The sequence below is a fragment of the Desulfocurvibacter africanus subsp. africanus DSM 2603 genome, assembly GCF_000422545.1.
In the GTDB taxonomy this organism is placed as follows: domain Bacteria; phylum Desulfobacterota; class Desulfovibrionia; order Desulfovibrionales; family Desulfovibrionaceae; genus Desulfocurvibacter; species Desulfocurvibacter africanus.
Genome location: NZ_AULZ01000001.1, coordinates 384,118 through 401,984, shown reverse-complemented (window position 1 = coordinate 401,984; position 17,867 = coordinate 384,118). Strand labels below are relative to the sequence as shown.

Below are 17,867 nucleotides of genomic sequence, written 5' to 3'. Positions count from 1 at the left end.
TCCGCTCAGGTTTGCTTCGTCCCAGAATATCCTGGTTGAGCGCTCGACTCAACACTGTTCCGCAACGTTGTCGATGCCACGCGGCACGGATCAGGCAAAAAATAAAGGGGGGCCGGCATCACCGGCCCCCTGCCTATTTCCAATACAAAAAAGCGGGTTTCCAAAGGGGCCGAGCCCCTTTGGCGGGTGGGTGCGGGAGGGCGGCGCCCTCCCGCTATCCTAGAGCAGATTGCTTTTAAGACGCCCGCTCCGGCGTTGACGGCGCAAGTGAATTGCGCCTACGCCTACGCGGCGGCAAGCCATGCCGACGCATGGCTTGCAGAGCATTTTCAAAAGCAAAATGCTCTAGGGCCTGTTCACACTAAAGCAGTTTATGAATGAAGATAAGGGCCCAGGGAAATTGCTTCAAACGTAACGCGCTATAATAGCTTTTGTTCTTATATAGCGTTAACAGGCCCTAAAGCACCTTTGTCAGCGTCAACTCAGGCTCTTTCAGCGCAGTCAGGACGTCTTCGCGACCCAACACCACGGTGCGGCCGGCGTCGCGCAGGATGGCGGCGGCATCGGCGAAGCGCTTGAAGCTGCCAGCCGTGGAGGCAAGGATTTCCTCGCGCACCTCTTGCAGGCGTTCTTCGGTGATGCCCTGGAGATGACGGGACAGGGATGTGAAGCCCTTGGCGTCCGGGAGCTGGTAGGCGTCGAAGTCGCCGATGGCTCCCACCACGGCCTTGGTCAGCTCGTCCTTGTCCAGTTTCAGGTCTCGCAGGAAGTCGGCGGCCTCGGAGAACACGCGCAGAGTGCGCTCCAAGTTCGGATCGCGGTAGGAGGCCATGACCATGGTGCCGTTCAGCCGGTCCAGCAGGCAGAAAGCGCCGTAGGCCCCGCCCTGCACGCGCACGCGGTCCCACAGATAGGCCGTGCGCAGCCAGCGCGCCACCACGATATCGCCGCCGGTGATGTCGTATCCCGCTTCGGTCAGGCTTGCGCCGCGTCCCACGTAGTTGACCTGGGCCGGGATGGTCAGCCCCTCGGTCGGCAGGAGCGGCTTGGGCTCAAGCGGCGCGGCCTCGGCGCGGCCCTGGGGCATGGCCGAGGCGAAGCTGCCCACGGCCTTGCGCGCCTTGGCCCAGCTCGCGGCGTCCATGGTCGCGTTGAGGATCATGTTGTCCCGGCGCACGAGCAGCGAGCGCATTTCTTCCAGGGTCGCCAGCACGCGCGGCCAGTCGTTGTCCACGGCTTCGGCCAGGCGGCGCAGGAAGAACAGGTTTTCCGCGCCCGAGAACTGCTCCGCGACCCAGCCCGAGGGCGTGAGCCCAGCCTTGAGGCGCGTCGCCACCACCATGTGTCCCGAGGGCACCACGCGCTGCTCGGCCCTGGCCTTCTCTTCCAGAACCATCTTGCGGAAGCGCTGCTGGTCGTCCAGGCGGACCTCCAGGAGCACCTCGGCCAGAAGGTCCATAAGGTCCTGCGTTTTGTCGACCATGGCCTTGCCGCGCAGGAACAGCCAGGGCACGGCCAGGGGCGAGCCTTCCATGCTGCCGGCAAAGGGCGCGGGATCGATGCCGCCCGTGCGGCTGGCGATGCGCCGGGTCAGGGCAACGAAGTCGCGCCGGTTGGTGCCCATCTCCAGCAGGGCTCGGCCAAAGAGCGGCACGCAGGGCAAGTAGGCCTGCGGCAGCGCGGCCAGGTTCAGGCCCACGTCCACGTAGGCGATGGAGTTGGTGGGCAGGTCGTGCAGCAGGGTCGGGATGCCGGCCAGGGTTTCCTTGTCGCAGGGGATGCGCGTGTTCTCGCGCGGCAAATCCGCGATGGCCAGGCGCGGAATGGTGGCCAGGGCCTCGGGCGAGTCCTGGGCTTCCTGGCGGGCGTGCAATTCCTCGTTGGCGCGCACAACGGCCTGGCGCTCGGTTTCGCCCATGGCCGACAGGGCGTTGTCCAGGCGGCGCTTCTCGCGATCCTCGCGCTCCTGGCCCAGCTTGGCATCGGGCGAAAGCAGCACGGTCACGCGGTGCGGGTTGTCCAGAAAACGGCTGCGCAGCAGCGACTCGAAGACGGGCTCGCGGTCGGCCAGGCGCTCCTTGATGGCCAGCAGGGGCCGCTCGAAGGCGATGAGCGCCAGGGGATCGGCCTCGTAGAGCCAGGTGCTCAGGCTGCGCACCATGAGGGCCAGGCCTCGCGGGAAGCGGCCCGTATTCAGCTCACGCAGGTCGAACTCCACGCTGTTGACCGCGGCCTCGATCATGTCCGCGCCGATGCCGCCGTCGGCCAGCTCTCGCAGGGTGTCCAGCACGATGGTTTCGACCTGCTCCGGGCCGGCCTGCTTGAGGCCCTTGAGTCCCACGGAGAAATACATCTGGCGCAGGTCGCCCTCCAGGCCCACTCCGGCCAGATCCTCGCCCAGCCCAGAATCGATGAGCGCCTTGCGCAGAGGCGAGGAGGGCATGCCGATGAGGATGTGCTCCAGGATGTTCAGGGACAGGTTCAACTCGGCGTTATCCGTGGGGCAGAGCAGCCAGTTGATCGTGACCATGCTGCGGCTCTCGTCCCCGCCGGCGGCATACTTCTTCTCCACGCGCTCGGGCGCGCTCTTGCGCCGCTGCAGGGCCACGGCCGAGTCGGTCTCGATGCGCTCGTAGCCGGAAAGCTCGCGGTCCAGGATGCGCAGCCGCTCCTCGGGGTCGTCGTCGCCGTAGAAGTATATCCAGGCGTTTGACGGGTGGTAGTAGCGGCGGTGGAAGTCCATGAAGGCTTCGAAAGTCAGCTGCGGGATAACCTCCGGGTCGCCGCCTGAATCAAGGCCATAGGTCGTGTCCGGGAACAGGACCTGCTGCGAGTACTCGGATATGAGCCCGTCGGGTGAGGAGTAGGCTCCCTTCATCTCGTTGAAGACCACGCCCTTGTAGGTCATGGGTCCGGCCGAGTCGTCCAGTTCGTGATGCCAGCCTTCCTGCTGCAGGACCTCGGGCGTGAGCCGCGGATGGAATACCGCGTCCAGGTATACGTCCACGAGGTTGTAGAAGTCGCGCACGTTGGTGGATGCCACGGGGTAGCAGGTCTTGTCCGGGTAGGTGAAGGCGTTCAGGAAGGTCTGCAGCGAGCCCTTGAGCAGCTCAACGAAGGGCTCCTTGACCGGATACTTGTCCGAGCCGCACAGCACGGAATGCTCCAGGATGTGCGCCACGCCCGTGGAGTCCTTGGGCGGCGTGCGGAAGCTGATGCCGAAGACCTTGTTCTCGTCGGGCGCGATGACGCTCATGAGTCGCGCACCGGTCTTATCGTGACGGTACAGCCGTACGGTGGAGGAGATTTCCGCGACCTCGGCTTCCCTTTCGAGTCTGAATCCGTGTAACGTATCAGCAACCATGAGGGGCTCCTTTTAGCCTATTGTCCAAACGAGGAGGATACATGGGAAGCCTGGAAAATAAAACCGTCATCGTCACGGGCGCATCCAGGGGCATAGGCCGAGCCCTGGCCCTGGACCTGGCCGGTCGAGGCGCGACCCTGGTGCTCAACTCACGCTCCGCAGGCCCGCTGGGCGAAATCGCCAAAGACTGCACGGCCAAGGGCAGGCGCTGCACGGCCGTGGTCGGCGACGCCAGCGACGCCGACGTGGCGGCCAAGCTGGTGGAGGAGGCCCGCGAGTCCGGCGGGCCGCACGGCTTCGTGCATGCGGCCGGGCTGCTGTTTCCCGGACCGCATCTATGGGAGCTGTCCGAGGAGCGGTTCGATGAGGTTTTCGCCGCCAGCGTCAAGGCCGGCTGGCAGCTCGCGCGCCAGGCGGTCCCGGACATGCGAGGCAAGGAAGGGGCCTTCGCCGTGTTCTTTGGTTCGGGCGCTGCCGAGCTTGTGCAGCCGGGCATCGCGGCCTATTGCGCTGCCAAGGCCGCCGAGGAACACATGGCCCGCCAACTGGCGGCCGAGGCCCCGGACGTGGCGGTCATCGTCTACAGGCCCGGAGTCGTGGAGACGAGCATGCAGCGGCAGGCACGCGAAGCCGAAGGCGGCGCGGCCGAGGAGGTGCGTCAGGTGTTCTGGGAGATAAAGGAGCGCGGGGAGCTCATCACGCCCGAGGAGTCGGCGGCCTTCCTGGCCCGCATCCTGGACGCGGACCCGAGTCGCTACCACGGCAAGACCATTCGGGCGGGTTAGGCTCTGGTTTGGGTTGACCTTTCTCGGCGACAAGGCTAGCAGTCCGGAACCGCGCCCGTAGCTCAGCTGGATAGAGCATCGGACTTCGAATCCGACGGTCGGGAGTTCGAATCTCTCCGGGCGCACCAGTAGACACGATACTTCCTATTCTGACCCCTGTCAGGACAGAGCGTTCTTTCCCCCATCTGGCTCCCAGTAGTGCGGAGCCGCCAGCCTCTTTCGCAGCCATCCATGATCTTAAGACGCGTCCGTCTTCGGTCCGCGCCACGATTTCCTCGGTCGCGTCCCGCCCGGAGGACGATCCCCCGGGCAGGAAGGCGACGTGGAGCTTGCTCAGCTAAGCTTGAAGGAGCCTTTGTTCCTGACTTCGTCCAGCACCTTGGTCAGACCGGCCACGGTGCCGCCGATGTCCGCCAGGTTGGTTGGCAGGATCATGGTGTTCGTTTCCTTGGCCAGTTTGCCGAACTGCTCGATGTACTGCTCGGCAAGACGCAGTGACGCCGCGCCATGCCCGCCGTTCTCCTGAAGGGCCAAGGCTACCCTGCGGATACCCTCGGCCGTGGCCGTGGCGACCGCCTCGATCTGGGCAGCCTCGCCTGCGGCTTCGTTCTTGAGGCGCTCGCGATAGCCTAGGGATTCGTTGATCGCCTTTTCCTTCTCGCCCAGGGATTGGTTGATCGCGGCTTCCCGCTCGCCTTCGGATTTGAGGACCGCCGCGCGCTTCTCGCGTTCGGCTTGCATCTGCTTCTGCATGGACTCCAGGATCGGCTGAGGCATTGTTATGTCCTTGATCTCGTACCGCAGCACCTTGATGCCCCAGCTGGAGGCGGCCTGATCCACGGCGTCCACAACCTTCCGGTTGATCTCCTCACGCTCCTCGAAGGTCTTGTCCAACTCGTAGGTGCCGATGACCGAGCGCAGCGTGGTCTGCGCCAACTGGGTTGCCGCGATCAGGTAATTGTCGATTCCGTAGGCGGCCTGCTTGGCGTCCATGACCTGGATGTAGATCACGCCATCGATGTCCACCACCACGTTGTCCCTGGTCACGCAGGACTGCTTGGGGGTATCGATCACGGTTTCCTTCAGCGAGAACTTGTAGCCGACCTTGTCGATAAACGGGACCAGGATGTGGAAGCCCGCGTCCATCGAGGTTTTGTACTTGCCGAGACGCTCCACCACATAACGGTTCATCTGCGGGACGATGACCGCTGTCTTGACCAGAATGACGAGGGCCAGGACCGCGAGAACAATCGCTACTATTAATCCTTCCATATAGTTTACTCCTCGACTTTGCGCACGCGGAAGGCTCCATGGCCCTCCTCGGCATAGGATACGATGCGGGCGGAATCGCCTGCCTGAAGCACTTCATCCGAATAGGCCTTCCAGTAAGACCCCCGGTATTTGACCTTTCCGGGCGTATTGGGCTGGATAGGTTCAACCACGCTGACGATGGAGCCCATGACTCCGTCGTCGAACTCCCCATCAGGTGCGGACCCGACCAGGTGCCCGTGGAAGACACGCTTGAGATAGGCGCGGAGAATGATGAGCGAGACCACTGCAGAGACGGTGAAGATCAGTATCTGCTGGCTGAGGCTGATATCGAAAAAGGCGACGGCCAAGGCTGCAACCCAGGCGCCAATGGCAAAAAAGAACAATATGAACCCGGGAAGCTGCATTTCCAGGAAAAGAAATACAGCTCCGATCAGGAACCAGATCACATACGCCCGCATGATTCATCCCTCCTTTGCGAACTCGACATTTCAGGGCGTGGCTTGCACGAATTCGGCAACTTGTTGACTCTATTGGCCTTGAAAGCAAGGCTTTGATTTGCAAGCGAAAATCGGACCAACTTGTGCCTGCGCCCTGTAAAGGGGTTCCAGGACCCGAGCGAAGACAGTCCGGAGGGCGCTTTCAGCCTGCCTTTTGCAAAGCGCTCCTGTTGCGCGACTTGGCTGTTTGCCCTGTCCGCGCGGGTTGTCAGGGCTTCGCGATTATCCTATGCGGGGCGCGGAAAACAATTGCTACAGGAGGGGAAGTGACGAAGCGATTCGACTACACGTATTCGGTCTGGTGGAACCTGCTGCTCATCATCGTGGGCAGCGCCGTCCAGGCCTTCGGCCTCAAAGCCATCGCCGTGCAACACGGCTTCGTGGCCAGCGGCGTGTTCGGCGCCGGCATGCTTATAAACTACGCCACGGGCTGGCTCACGCCCGGCATCCTCTATTTCCTTCTCAACCTGCCCCTGTTCGTTGTCGGCTGGCTGTTCGTGAGCCGACGCTTCTTGTTGTACAGCGCCTTCGCCATGGCCGTCATCACGGGGCTCTACGAGGTCATGCCCTCCAGCTCGGGCATCCAGGACCAGCTTTATGCAGCCGTAGCCTCCGGCGCACTGGTCGGCATGGGCGCGGGCCTGGTGCTGCGCTCGCTCGGTTCCAACGGCGGCCTGGACGTCATCGCCGTGCTGCTCTTCCAGCGCTACAACATCGGCATCGGCAAGCTCTATTTCGCCTACAACCTGATCCTGTTCGCCTTCGCCCTGACGGCTCTGCCCGTGGACCTGGTCATCGCCTCGCTCATCATGGTCTTCATCACCAGCGTGGGCGTGGAGTACGTGCTGTCCATGTTCTCCCAGCGCAAGAGCGTGTTCATCGTTTCGGACAAGAACCGCGAGATCGCCCGCGACATCATGGATAAGCTGCGCCAGGGCGCGACGTATATAAAGGGCTACGGCGCGTATTCGGGCCGCGAGAAGGACATCCTCATGACCGTGGTCAACAATGTGCAGCTCAAGAAGCTGGAGGAGATCGTCTTCACTAATGACGATCACGCGCTGTTCATCGTGGAGAACACGTTCAACGTGCTGGGTGCTTCATTTTCGAAGCGGAAGATATACTGACGTGGTATTGTGGGCTATTCGCAAAGATGAGATGGTCGCACCCTAGCCAGGCGCGTCATTCCTTGCGAGCGCCTGAGCCGGCAGGGTCGGTCCTGCGGATGCTGTCAATGAGGAGGTGAAAGCACATTTTCATAGCTGAGATATGTTGTTTAGAGCATTTTGCTTTTGAAAATGCTCTGCAAGCCATGCGTCGGCATGGCTTGCCGCCGCATAGGCGTAGGCGCAATTCACTTGCGCCGTCAACGCCGGAGCGGGCGTCTAAAAGCGATCTGCTCTAAGTCTGCTGTTTCACCATATACACGAGGTCTGACGTCGTAATCTGTGCAAGCATCGAGGTCAGACGTTCACCAGCTTCAACAACCCTGGCCCGAAACAGCTCGACCGCGAATTGATAAAGTTCGTAGTCGAACAGGTTCATGATCCTTATCTGTCTCTCCAGCTTGGGCGAGATCTCATTCCTGCCTTCATACTTGGCATTTACATTCCACTTGGTAACGCAAGGCGGGACAAAGCCGAATTCGTGCGCCAGCAGGGCATAGCTCAGGTCGAATTCCTCGACCACTCCGATGAAATCCATGGCCTTGAGATTCTTTACAGCTTGAAGCAGGTCCTGTTTTGTGGCCGGTTCCCTGTAGTCCCGCGCTGTGCCGAGGGATGAGAGCACCTTTGTCATCATGTTCCCGGCCAGCCTGCGGTCATCGCACGACAAGGCTTCCTCGAGATCGAGATCGAAAGATCCCACGTGTTTTTGCACGTAGTGGCTGCGGCGTATGAAGTAGTAGCACGAGAGGTAGCGATCCACCGGGTGCCGCAGGAAGGTCATCTTCGCCCGGGGAAGACTCCGCTGCTCCGCAAGCTTCCATAGGTCGAACAATTGATCCGGGTGGCCTGAAATGATGAGCGGAGTTGGAGAGGATACTTTGCCGAGGAAGGGATGAGGATCAGCGTTCTCGTGAGTGGGCAGCGGGCATGACGCATCCGTTCCATAAGCTTGTTCCAAAAGCCGCACGACCGTTGTGCCGGCCGTCTTCATGACATGGTAGAAAAAAATGTCTTTATTGAGAGTAGCCATGATTTGAAGTGCCTAGGTATCTCTAACAAGTGATACAAACAAGAAAGGGTTAGCCGATCACTCGACTAACCCTTGAAAAATCATCTGTGGTGGAGCTGAAGAGAATCGAACTCTTGACCTCTTGAATGCCATTCAAGCGCTCTCCCAACTGAGCTACAGCCCCACGCTGTTGGAGGAAGCGAAAATAGCCAAAACTGTCCGAAAGTCAATCGAGAATAATGCGGCGCTTAAAATTTTGTTTCCAAGGCCGGGGAGGGCAGCCGTGCGTTGCCTCGCGCCTCGTCTTATCCTACAACGCTGGAAGCTCTAGTCGTCCGGAGGCGCGATGATCGGCATACTGACCCGCATTTTGGGCAAGCTCTTGTGGGTGGCCGTGGTCTTCTTCGGCATCACGGTCATCAGCTTCTGGGTCATCCACTTGGCTCCGGGCTCTCCCACGGACTTGCAGACCACGCTGAATCCCGAGGTCTCGGCCGAGTCGCGCCGCAGGCTGCAGGAGTTGTACGGCCTGGACAAGCCGCTGTACGTGCAATACGCGAGCTGGGTCGCGCGCATGGCCACCTTCGACTTCGGCCGCTCCATGTCCGGCGACCACCGGCCCGTGTGGGACAAGATCAAGGAACGGCTGCCGCTGACCTTCGGCATGAACATACTGGCCCTGGTCCTGACCCTGGCCATCACCATCCCCATCGGCGTGGCCTCGGCGTATTGGCAGGGCGGCTGGTTCGACCGATCCATGACGATCTTCGTCTTCCTCGGGTTCGCCATGCCCGGCTTCTGGCTGGCGCTGCTGCTCATGCTGCTGTTCGGCGTGCACTGGCAGGTGCTGCCGATCTCCGGCCTGACCTCGCTCGACTTCGCCTACCTGTCGACCTGGGAAAAGCTCATGGACCTGGCCAGCCACCTGGCCATGCCGATTTTCATCTACACCTTCGGCAGCCTGGCCGGCATGTCGCGCTTCATGCGCTCCAGCATGCTGGAGGTGCTGCGCCAGGACTACATCCTCACGGCCAAGGCCAAGGGGTTGCCCACGCGCACGGTGGTTTTCAAACACGCCCTGCGCAACGCGCTCCTGCCGGTCATCACCATCCTGGGCCTGTCGATTCCCGGCCTCATCGGCGGCAGCGTGATCATCGAGTCCATTTTCGCCCTGCCGGGGCTGGGGCAGCTCTTCTACCAGGGCGTCATGTCCCGCGACTATCCGCTCATCATGGGCAACCTAGTGCTCGGCGCGGTGCTGACCCTGGCCGGCAACCTGCTGGCCGACCTGGCCTACGGCCTGGCCGACCCGCGCATCCGTTCCGGAGGCGGCCGTGCTGGGTAAGCGGATCTATATCGAGGGCGTGTACAAGCAGCCTTCGCGCGTCACATACCTTTTCTCGCGCTACGGAATGCTCGTCATAGGACTCGTGCTGGTGGGCGGCATGTCGCTGGCCGCCATCCTGGCGCCCTGGCTCGCGCCGCATGACCCTTCGCTGCTGGACGTGGACGCCATCCTGCTGCCGCCGCTGTCGCCCGATCATCTGTTGGGCACCGACGCCCTGGGTCGCGACGTGCTCTCGCGCCTGCTGTGGGGCGGGCGCATCTCGTTGTGGGTAGGCTTCGTGGCCGTGGGCCTGTCCGTTTCCATCGGTCTGGTGCTGGGGCTCATCGCCGGCTACAAGGGCGGGCTGACCGACGAGATCGTCATGCGCGGCGTGGACGTCATGCTCTGCTTCCCGTCCTTCTTCCTCATCCTGGCCGTCATCGCCTTCCTGGAGCCCAGCCTGTTCAACATCATGGTCGTCATCGGCCTGACCTCCTGGATGGGCGTGGCGCGCCTGGTGCGCGCCGAGACGCTGACCCTCAAGCGCCGCGACTACGTGCAGGCCGCGCGCGTGTCCGGAGCCGGGCCGCTGCGCATCCTGTTCATCCATATCCTGCCCAACGCCCTGGCGCCCGTGCTGGTGTCCGCCACCCTGGGCGTGGCCGGGGCCATCCTCGTGGAATCCTCCCTGTCATTTCTGGGGCTTGGCGTACAGCCGCCTACCCCGAGTTGGGGAAACATGCTTCTGGAGGGCAAGGAAGTCCTGGAGATCGCACCCTGGCTATCCATCCTGCCCGGCTTGACCATCCTGTTCACCGTGCTCGGCTACAACCTGCTGGGCGAATCCTTGCGCGACCTGTTCGACCCGCGGCTTCGCCAGTAGCGTCGTCCGGCAAAGAGCAAAGAAGAATATGCCTCCGGCGGCCGGGGGGGAATCATTCCCCCCCGGACCCCCTGCATTTGCGTAAGCGGAGTTTTCGACGCAGGAGCGTCGGAAACTCCGCTTACGTGCTATGGCGGCAGGGCTGCCGGTGGATTGCCAGAGGCGGCCGGCTCCTCCGGCAGCCTCGGAAAATAGGGTCCAGGGAGCCTCGCTCCCTGGTGGGAGGGGGCTGGGGAGGGCAAAGACCTTCCCGGCTCTTATGCTTCAGGATCAGGGAATTGCCCGCGCTAGGTCAGAATGCGTAACGCGGCGACGAAATGTGCGCGGATGCGGAAGTTCGCTACAGGACGCCTCGCTGGTCTTCGGGCAACAAAAAAAGGCCGCTCCTTGCGGAGCGGCCTTGAATTCATGTGCATGGCGCGAAAGGCTACTGGGCGCGGCGTTCCTTGGGATGGCAGGCATTGTTGCCGCAAGGAGAGGTGGGCAGATTGGCTTCGCCCTCCAGGGTCATCTTGAGGTGACAGCCACGGCAGCTCGTCTCGCTGGCCTTGGTATGGAAGGCGTGGAAATAGGAATTGACCTCGCCGCGGCTGGTCAGGTCGTCGTGGCAGCCTTCGGTGGAGCAGCTCTCGACTTCGCCGGAGCCGTCCCAGGTGTGGTGGCAGGTGGCGCAGGCCACGGCCTGATGGTCGTAGTGGCTGAACTTGACCTCAGCGAACAGGGCCGTGGGCCGTCCTTCGGGCCGATTGAACTTGAACGAGACGGGGAATTGCAGAACGGTTTCTGCTTCGATGCTCGCGGCCTTAGTCTCTGTCTCGGAGGCGAGGGCCTCGGGTGTTCTGGAGATCTGCGAAACAAACAGGGCCACAAGCAGGACGAACACGACGCCTGCGCCGACGAAATACATCGCTGATTTCATTCCGTTCCCCTCTTTTGTGCGTGCGACGTGACGATTTTCACAAAGGCGCTCTCTACCAAGGAGAAGCAAGTATGTCAACCGACCGTGATTGCTTTGGTAATGATGACTGGGGCATATCATGCGCGAACGCAGTCGCGGGGCTAATTCCGAAATAGCGTGCTGAATACGCATGCGAACTGCAATATTAATATTGCATGTCAGTTGTACTGAATGCTTTGTGCATATTGAAAAGCTTTAAGGTGGGAATTGAATAGAGCTTCTGTCTGGCGAGAGTATGTGTGTTGCTCTGTATCGCCAGACCATTTTTGAATTTGATTTCGCTTGGCGATTACGACATTTGCTCTTCTGGTCCGGAAAATTTCCGTCGTGGTCTTTAGTTGTGTTGTTTGTAGCTGAAATTAAAGCCCTATTGCTTACGGCACGGTGCTTGCTCCAGACGGTCGTGCCTAAGCGAAAGCGCCTGGCGCGCGGCTGTCTCGGGGGGGATGGCCGCTTCCAGACCAAACGACACACGGGAGAATCATGCGCAAATCCATCCTACTCATTATAGTCCTGACCGGCCTGGCGGTTCTCGCAGCCTGCGCGGCGGGCATGCGCCAGCCGGAGACACAAGCGGACCTGGGCGAATACAAGTTTGTGATCCTGCACGAGGCAGGCGACCTCGGCAGTGAACTCGGCTCCACTTTCAGCGGCCTGGGCTTCGATGTTCGCCAGGCCAGCGCGCCCGAGGACAAGGCGCAGACCCTGGTACTCAGTCTGCAGCATATCACGGCCTCGGGCAAGACCAGAGCCAAGGTGCGCCTGTACGAACTGGCATCGGGCCGCGAGATCTATGTGGGTCAGGCTTCCACCGAGGGCGAGGCTTACCCTGAAAGCGTGCTCAAGGCCGCGCGCGCCGCGCTTCTGGGCTTCTATGAACAGTACAAGGCTCCTTCGCCGGATATGGGTCTGCTGGTGGCCGAAAAGGTGGTCGGATCGACCAAGCCCGCGCCGCTCGAGGATTCCGCGCCGGCCGTGACCGTATCCAGCGACGCGGACAAGGACGCTCAGGGGCTTGAGCGCATGACCCGCAATGAGCAGGAACTTAAGAAATATTTCGATGAACGCGGTAAGGACTTGGCCGAGGTCGAGGGCATCTGGGCCAACCAGAAGCTCGGCTACAGCTTGGCTATTTTTCTGGATAAGCAGGAAGGCAAGCGCGAGTTCGCCGGCATGTACCTCAAGGGCGGCGACAAGAATTTCAAGACGGGCGATGTGGTGCTGGATATAGCGGCCAAGGCCGGCCAGGCTTACCCGGCCATGTTTCGCGGCCCCAGCGGCAGCGAGTTCAAGGGCAGCTTCAGCCTTAAGTCGGGCGAACTGGTGGGCATGTTCAAGGACTCCGAGGGCAAAGAGCTTAAGATGGCCTTCGTGCGCGAGTACCCGGCCTCGGCCCAGCCGACCAAGCCCAAGCCGTCTCTCGGTTCCACCGTGGGCAGCGGCTTCCTGCTCAGCAACATGGGCCTTATAGCCACCAACCACCACGTCATCCGCAACGCCGTTGATGTCAGCGTGAGTTTTCCCGCGCTGGGTAAGCGCTTCGAGGCCGAGATTCTCATGAAGGACGAGCGTAACGACTTGGCCATCCTCAGGTTGCGCGGAGCCGAGGAGTTCCTTGGTAAGCTGGGCCCTCTGCCTTATCACCTGGCGCGGCCCAACGAGGTGAAGCTTGGTCAAGATATCGTGACCATGGGCTTCCCCCTGGGCTCCGAGCTGGGCGAGAGCCACAAGATCACCACCGGCGTGGTCAGCTCGCTCAACGGCGTGCGCGGCGAACCGGGCCGCATGCAGATCAGCAATTCCATCCAGCCCGGCAACAGCGGCGGCCCGGTGTTCAACCATAAGGGACAAGTGGTCGGCGTGGTCGTGGGCGCCCTGGATGACGAATACTACCTGCAGAAGAAAGGCTTCGTGCCCCAGAACGTGAACTTCGCCGTCAAGATCGGCTATCTGCACAGCATGGTGGACCTCATCCCGGATGCCGGGCAGTGCAAGCTCCGGCCTGCCAAGGTTCATGCGCCGGCCAACCTGGAGCAGCTGGTCCAGGATTACTCGCCCTACGTAGTCATGATCCGCTCCAAGACCCTGCCCAAGGGCTAGCCATATAGCTTATCCCGCCTCCCGCCCGTGCGGAAGGAGCAAGCCCCTGTCTCGACAGGGGCTTGCTCTTTTTTTGCGCACGGATACGCGTTGGGTCCATCCAGAAATGTTTGCTCAAAAGTCGGGTTGTTGTGCTGGCCAAGGCGCTTCCTTGACTGGTTTGCATTGGAATCGAGGCTGCTTCATGGATGACGGTTGCGCGCTTCACGACTGCGGACGGCTTAGAGCATTTTGCTTTTTAAAATGCTCTGCAAGCCATGCGTCGGCATGGCTTGCCGCCCCGCAGGCGTAGGCGGAATGTAATTCCGCCGTCAACGCCGAAGGGAGCGTCTGAAATGCAAAATGTTTTAGAAGAATCGGGTCTTAATACAAATGGCAATGAGACCGGACTCGGATAGATTCGATCTCATTGGATGCTGCGCGTACTTGTTTTGGGCTGTGCATGGAGTGCGGCAATCCGAAACAGAGGGAAGGAACCCATGTACAGGCTGCCTTTCGCCGCAACGTGCGCCATGATGCTCTCTCTCGTCGGCGCCGCTCATTCCGCCGATGTCGCTGGCGAAGAGGGGATTGCCGACTGGAGCCTTTTCGAGAGCATGGATGCCGACCGGAACGGCTGGATCTCTCAACTGGAGTTCCAGGGCTACTGTCTGGATAATCCGGAAGCGCAACCGCCGTTCGCGGATATCGACACGGACCAGAACGGCACGGTAAGCTGGCAGGAGTGGGCGTTTTCCGGGGCCGAAGAGTCCGAGACGGACAATCCGGAATCGCAAGCCTCCACGGATTTGATCCCGAATGGAGACGGCTCGAGGCCCGAATGATGTCGGGCGGAATGCAGACGCGACCAAACGTCTTGCCAGAACGAAATAAGCAGGCTTCTCGCCTTGGCGTGAGGCCTATCTTTTGGCTCTCCACAAAGTACTCGATCGCTCGGCCTACACGTCGTAGGCGCAAGAATTACGCTGAAGGGATTAGAAGTCCTAGGCTCTAAAAACAAGTGGCAGTCCGGCGAGGATCATTAGACTCAGACTACACTAACTAAGCCTGAATGGTTGAGAGAGCGACAGATAGCGCACTCGGCTTAGTTCCAACCTTAACCAAAGGGACGGAGCCAAATGAAAAGAATTCTTATCGTTTTGACATGCATGGCTGGCCTTTCCATCGCGGGATTTGCCCAGGCTGGCATCTTCGGCGGCGGTGGCGAGCAGCAGGACCAGAACCTCTTCCAGAAGGTCGATGAGAACCAGGATGGCCAGATCAGCCAGCAAGAGTTCAGCGACTACGACTTCGAGGAACAGGACAAGACTCAGTTGTTCAACATGCTCGATGAGCAGGGCCAGGGCCAGATCGACCAGCAACAGTGGCAGATGAAGAAGCAGGGTGGGACGAGCGGTTCCATGCAGGAGATGGGCACGCAGGAAGAGACGGGCGCCACCACCGGCGATACCCAGGAATACGGCACTTCCGATGCACCGGCCATGACAGGCGACACTCCGGGCTCTCCGCAAGGTAGTACCCCGGAATATGGCACGACCGAAGGGGAAACCGGCGGCATGACCACTGGTGGTTCGACCAGTGGAACCGGTTCTGGACAGTAGGATTGGCACATCCCCAGGTGCTTGGCTGAGCGTCTGGATCGTACACAATTCCAAAGCAGGCTCCTTCGGGGGCCTGCTTATTTTGCCTGCCGACGGACCCACGCGATCAGCTATCCGACTGACTATAGTCCAAAGTCCTACATTCAATGGCTTAGAGTTCCCACGCTGAAAAAACAAGTGGATGCCGGAAGGAAGCTGATAATCTCGGCATACTCTGGATCGGCTACAAGGTCGCTCCGGGATACTGCGCTATCGGGGGTGCGCGGTCGTCGGAATAGGAACCTGCAACCAAAGGGATGTACCGATGAAAAAGCTTCTTTTTGTTACATGCACGGCAGGCCTCCTCTTCGCCGGCGTGGCCCAGGCGGGCATTTTCGGCGGCGGTGGCGAGCAGCAGGACCAGGGTCTTTTCCAGAAGATCGACGAAAACCAGGACGGCCAGGTCACTCAGGAAGAGTTCGAGGGCTACTCCTTTGAAGACCAGGAGAAGTCCAAGCTGTTCTCGACCGTTGACCAGAACCAGGACGGCCAGATCACTCAGGAAGAGTTGACCTCCTATGAATCCAGCAGCGGTAGTCTTGAAGGCGGCGCTGCAGGCGAAAGCACGCAGGAGATGGGCACTCAGGAGAGCATGGAGGCTCCCGCCGGTGAGACAGGCACCCAGGAAATGGGCGCTACCGAAGGCGGTGATGCCGGTACGCAGGAGATGGGCACCCAGGAAGGCATGGAAGCTCCCGCCGGTGAAACAGACACCCAAGAAATGGGCGCTACCGAAGGCGGAGCGGCGGCCGGCGGAGCGGCTGGCGGTGCGGCGGGTGGTGCCATGAGCAGCGATACCGGAACCCAAGAGATGGGATCTACTGATACTGGCGCGGCCGGTGAAGCGCAGGCCGATTTCTCGATGGTGGACAAGGATGCCGACGGCCAGGTCACTCAAAGCGAGTTCGATGAGTACAAGGCCCAGGATACGTCCATGACGCACGATTTTTCGACTCTGGACGCCGATCAGGATGGCCAGGTTACCCAGCAGGAATGGCAGGAAAAGATGCAGAGCGGGAGCACTGCCCAGTAGCCTCCGCACAGGCTTGGGAAGCCCGCATGGACTACGAGTCCTGATTGATTGACACCGCGCACTCTCGACAGGGGCAGGGCAAGGGCTTCGGGGAGACCCGGAGCCCTTGAACGTTAGAACCGGCGGAAACTATCGCCCATGTGGGGGCCACGTGGTTGAGAGAATAGTGCAGGGAAAATCAGTGGCAGAAACAGCGAAGCTGCTAAATTTGAAGAGCATGGATAGCGCAGGCCATGCAGGGGGGCTCCACTCATTTAACAAAATGGAGTTGTCCATGAAGAACATCATCGCTTTTTCAATTTTGACCCTGCTCCTCAGCGCCGGAATCGGCCATGCGGATGTCGCTCCAGGCATGCAGCAGGAAGGAGCAGGCCTGTTCGAGCAAATGGACGAGAATGCGGACGGCACCGTCAGCCAGGGCGAGTTCGAGCGGTATAGTCTGGAGGAACAGGATAAGACCCAACTCTTCGCCATCATAGATCAGAATGGCGACGGCATGATCAGCGAGAGCGAGTGGCAGAGTTACAAGGAAGGCGGAGCCGTGCAGCCCAGGGCTGCCGAAGAGCCGGCCATGGAGCAGCCCATGAGCCCAGAAGAGAAAAGTGTCATGGAGGACGAAGAGACCAGCGAGCGCGCCTACGGCCCCGGAGTGGAGAACAAGCAGCGCAGGATGCTGGACGAAAAGATGTCCGGACAACCCGAGTAGCGGTAGACGGTGCGCCATGGCTCATTGACGGTTCAAGAAACTACTCGATCCAAGGGAGGTCAGCGTATGAGGAAGCTCACTATCATCATGGCGTCGGTAGCGATATCGCTTCTCGGTGCCGGCCTGGCCTTCGCCGACATTGGGCCTGGCGTGCAGCAGCAGGAGTACAGCCTGTTCGAGCAGATGGACCAGAATGGCGACGGCATCGTCAGCGAGAGCGAATTCCAGGAGTATAGCCTGAAAGAGCAGGATAAAACCCAACTCTTCGCCGTAATCGACCAGAATGGCGACGGCGTCATCAGCGAGAACGAGTGGATCGCCTATCAGGAGGCCGAGCAGCCGATGGCTACCGAGGAACCCATGGCGGTCGAGGAGCCCGTGAAGGAGAAGCGGGGCTCCAGAGCCGACGTGTGGGACGAGCAGGTCTATGACGTGAACGACCCGCGCAAGATCGAGCCCAAGGACAAGAGCATGAAGGGACAATCCGAATAACGGCGGCGGTCTGTCTGGTAATCGGCAAGCCGGTTCGCCTCGCTGGCGGGCAGGCAGTCAATAGATACGTTCGGCCCCAGGGGAGGGGCAGGGCGTTGCAAACACTCAACAAGGGAGGTCCGAATGAAGGTATCCGTCATTGCGACTGCGGCTGTGGCTGCACTGCTTCTCGCGGGCAGCGCTTACGCAGATGTCCCGGCCGGGACGCAACAGGAAGGCGTCACCCTGTTCGAGCAGATGGATCAGGACGGCGACGGCGTCGTCTCCCAGGGTGAGTTCGATGAGTATAGCCTGGAGGAGGGCGACAAGACACAGCTCTTCGGCGTCATCGATCAGAACGCTGACGGCTCCATAAGCGAGAGCGAATGGCGCGCCTATGAGGCGGGCGAGACAGGCGCCGCGGCAGAGCAGCCGATGGCCACCGAAGAGCCCATGGCGACCGAGGAGCCTGTGCAGGAGAAACGGGGCTCCGGCGCCGACGTATGGGACGAGCAGACCTACGACGTGAACGACCCGCGCAAGATTGAGCCCGAGGACAAGAGCATGGCGGAATAATCCGAGTCGGCTTGTTGGCGGAAAAATTGCCAATGAGCGTCTGGAACGAACAGCGGTCGTAAGATGTGCCTGGGAGT

The 17,867-nt window shown here is 60.7% G+C and carries 16 protein-coding genes and 2 tRNA genes; 12 read left to right on the top strand and 6 right to left on the bottom strand.

The annotated features are described in order from the left end of the window. Positions 1-457 precede the first annotated feature (457 nt). A complete protein-coding gene (locus H585_RS0101815) occupies positions 458-3,364 on the bottom strand; it encodes an insulinase family protein (RefSeq protein WP_027366525.1) in 2,907 nt (968 codons plus the stop codon). 41 nt (positions 3,365-3,405) lie between these two features. On the opposite strand from H585_RS0101815, the gene H585_RS0101810 reads away from it, so the two are divergent. Beyond that, on the top strand, positions 3,406-4,149 hold the full coding sequence (locus H585_RS0101810; RefSeq protein ID WP_027366524.1) for an SDR family NAD(P)-dependent oxidoreductase: 744 nt from the start codon (positions 3,406-3,408) through the stop codon (positions 4,147-4,149). A 51-nt stretch (positions 4,150-4,200) separates the two neighbouring features. Next, positions 4,201-4,277: transfer RNA gene (locus H585_RS0101805), tRNA-Arg, on the top strand. Between the two features lie 205 nt (positions 4,278-4,482). On the opposite strand, the gene H585_RS0101800 is transcribed toward H585_RS0101805, so the two are convergent. Next, positions 4,483-5,421, bottom strand: a complete 939-nt coding sequence (locus H585_RS0101800; RefSeq protein ID WP_005986759.1) for an SPFH domain-containing protein — start codon at positions 5,419-5,421, stop codon at positions 4,483-4,485. Positions 5,422-5,426: 5 nt separating this feature from the next. Next, entirely contained in the window at positions 5,427-5,879 is a 453-nt protein-coding gene (locus H585_RS0101795) for an NfeD family protein (RefSeq protein WP_027366523.1), read from the bottom strand. Between the two features lie 305 nt (positions 5,880-6,184). Here H585_RS0101795 and H585_RS0101790 point away from each other — a divergent pair, with 305 nt between their 5' ends. After that, positions 6,185-7,045, top strand: a complete 861-nt coding sequence (locus H585_RS0101790; RefSeq protein ID WP_014258846.1) for a YitT family protein — start codon at positions 6,185-6,187, stop codon at positions 7,043-7,045. A gap of 274 nt (positions 7,046-7,319) precedes the next feature. Here the strand turns inward: H585_RS0101790 and H585_RS0101785 are convergent, their stop codons facing one another. Then, positions 7,320-8,117 (bottom strand): sulfotransferase family 2 domain-containing protein, encoded by a 798-nt coding sequence (locus tag H585_RS0101785; RefSeq protein WP_027366522.1) that lies wholly within the window; start codon positions 8,115-8,117, stop codon positions 7,320-7,322. Positions 8,118-8,204: 87 nt separating this feature from the next. Further along, positions 8,205-8,280, bottom strand: a tRNA-Ala gene (locus H585_RS0101780). Positions 8,281-8,442: 162 nt separating this feature from the next. Between H585_RS0101780 and H585_RS0101775 the strand changes: the two genes are divergently transcribed. Together H585_RS0101775 and H585_RS0101770 are read left to right on the top strand one after the other, a co-directional pair. Continuing rightward, on the top strand, positions 8,443-9,441 hold the full coding sequence (locus H585_RS0101775; RefSeq protein WP_027366521.1) for an ABC transporter permease: 999 nt from the start codon (positions 8,443-8,445) through the stop codon (positions 9,439-9,441). Then, the gene (locus tag H585_RS0101770; protein ID WP_014258843.1) at positions 9,431-10,306 is read left to right on the top strand and encodes an ABC transporter permease; all 876 of its coding nucleotides are present in this window, start codon (positions 9,431-9,433) and stop codon (positions 10,304-10,306) included. The genes H585_RS0101775 and H585_RS0101770 overlap by 11 nt, the downstream gene beginning before the upstream one ends. Before the next feature lie 427 nt (positions 10,307-10,733). On the opposite strand, the gene H585_RS0101765 is transcribed toward H585_RS0101770, so the two are convergent. Next, positions 10,734-11,225 (bottom strand): cytochrome c3 family protein, encoded by a 492-nt coding sequence (locus tag H585_RS0101765; protein ID WP_005986773.1) that lies wholly within the window; start codon positions 11,223-11,225, stop codon positions 10,734-10,736. 522 nt (positions 11,226-11,747) lie between these two features. Between H585_RS0101765 and H585_RS0101760 the strand changes: the two genes are divergently transcribed. From H585_RS0101760 to H585_RS0101730, 7 genes are all read left to right on the top strand, one after another. Further along, on the top strand, positions 11,748-13,364 hold the full coding sequence (locus tag H585_RS0101760) for a S1C family serine protease (protein WP_027366520.1): 1,617 nt from the start codon (positions 11,748-11,750) through the stop codon (positions 13,362-13,364). A gap of 479 nt (positions 13,365-13,843) precedes the next feature. Then, positions 13,844-14,188 (top strand): EF-hand domain-containing protein, encoded by a 345-nt coding sequence (locus tag H585_RS0101755; RefSeq protein ID WP_027366519.1) that lies wholly within the window; start codon positions 13,844-13,846, stop codon positions 14,186-14,188. Between the two features lie 294 nt (positions 14,189-14,482). Continuing rightward, a complete protein-coding gene (locus H585_RS0101750; protein WP_027366518.1) occupies positions 14,483-14,965 on the top strand; it encodes an EF-hand domain-containing protein in 483 nt (160 codons plus the stop codon). 304 nt (positions 14,966-15,269) lie between these two features. Beyond that, on the top strand, positions 15,270-16,037 hold the full coding sequence (locus tag H585_RS0101745; RefSeq protein ID WP_027366517.1) for an EF-hand domain-containing protein: 768 nt from the start codon (positions 15,270-15,272) through the stop codon (positions 16,035-16,037). A 274-nt stretch (positions 16,038-16,311) separates the two neighbouring features. After that, positions 16,312-16,743: an EF-hand domain-containing protein gene (locus tag H585_RS0101740; RefSeq protein ID WP_027366516.1), complete on the top strand. Its 432-nt coding sequence runs from the start codon at positions 16,312-16,314 to the stop codon at positions 16,741-16,743. Positions 16,744-16,809: 66 nt separating this feature from the next. Beyond that, on the top strand, positions 16,810-17,235 hold the full coding sequence (locus H585_RS0101735; RefSeq protein ID WP_027366515.1) for an EF-hand domain-containing protein: 426 nt from the start codon (positions 16,810-16,812) through the stop codon (positions 17,233-17,235). A gap of 123 nt (positions 17,236-17,358) precedes the next feature. Then, a complete protein-coding gene (locus H585_RS0101730; RefSeq protein ID WP_027366514.1) occupies positions 17,359-17,790 on the top strand; it encodes an EF-hand domain-containing protein in 432 nt (143 codons plus the stop codon). Positions 17,791-17,867: the final 77 nt, after the last annotated feature.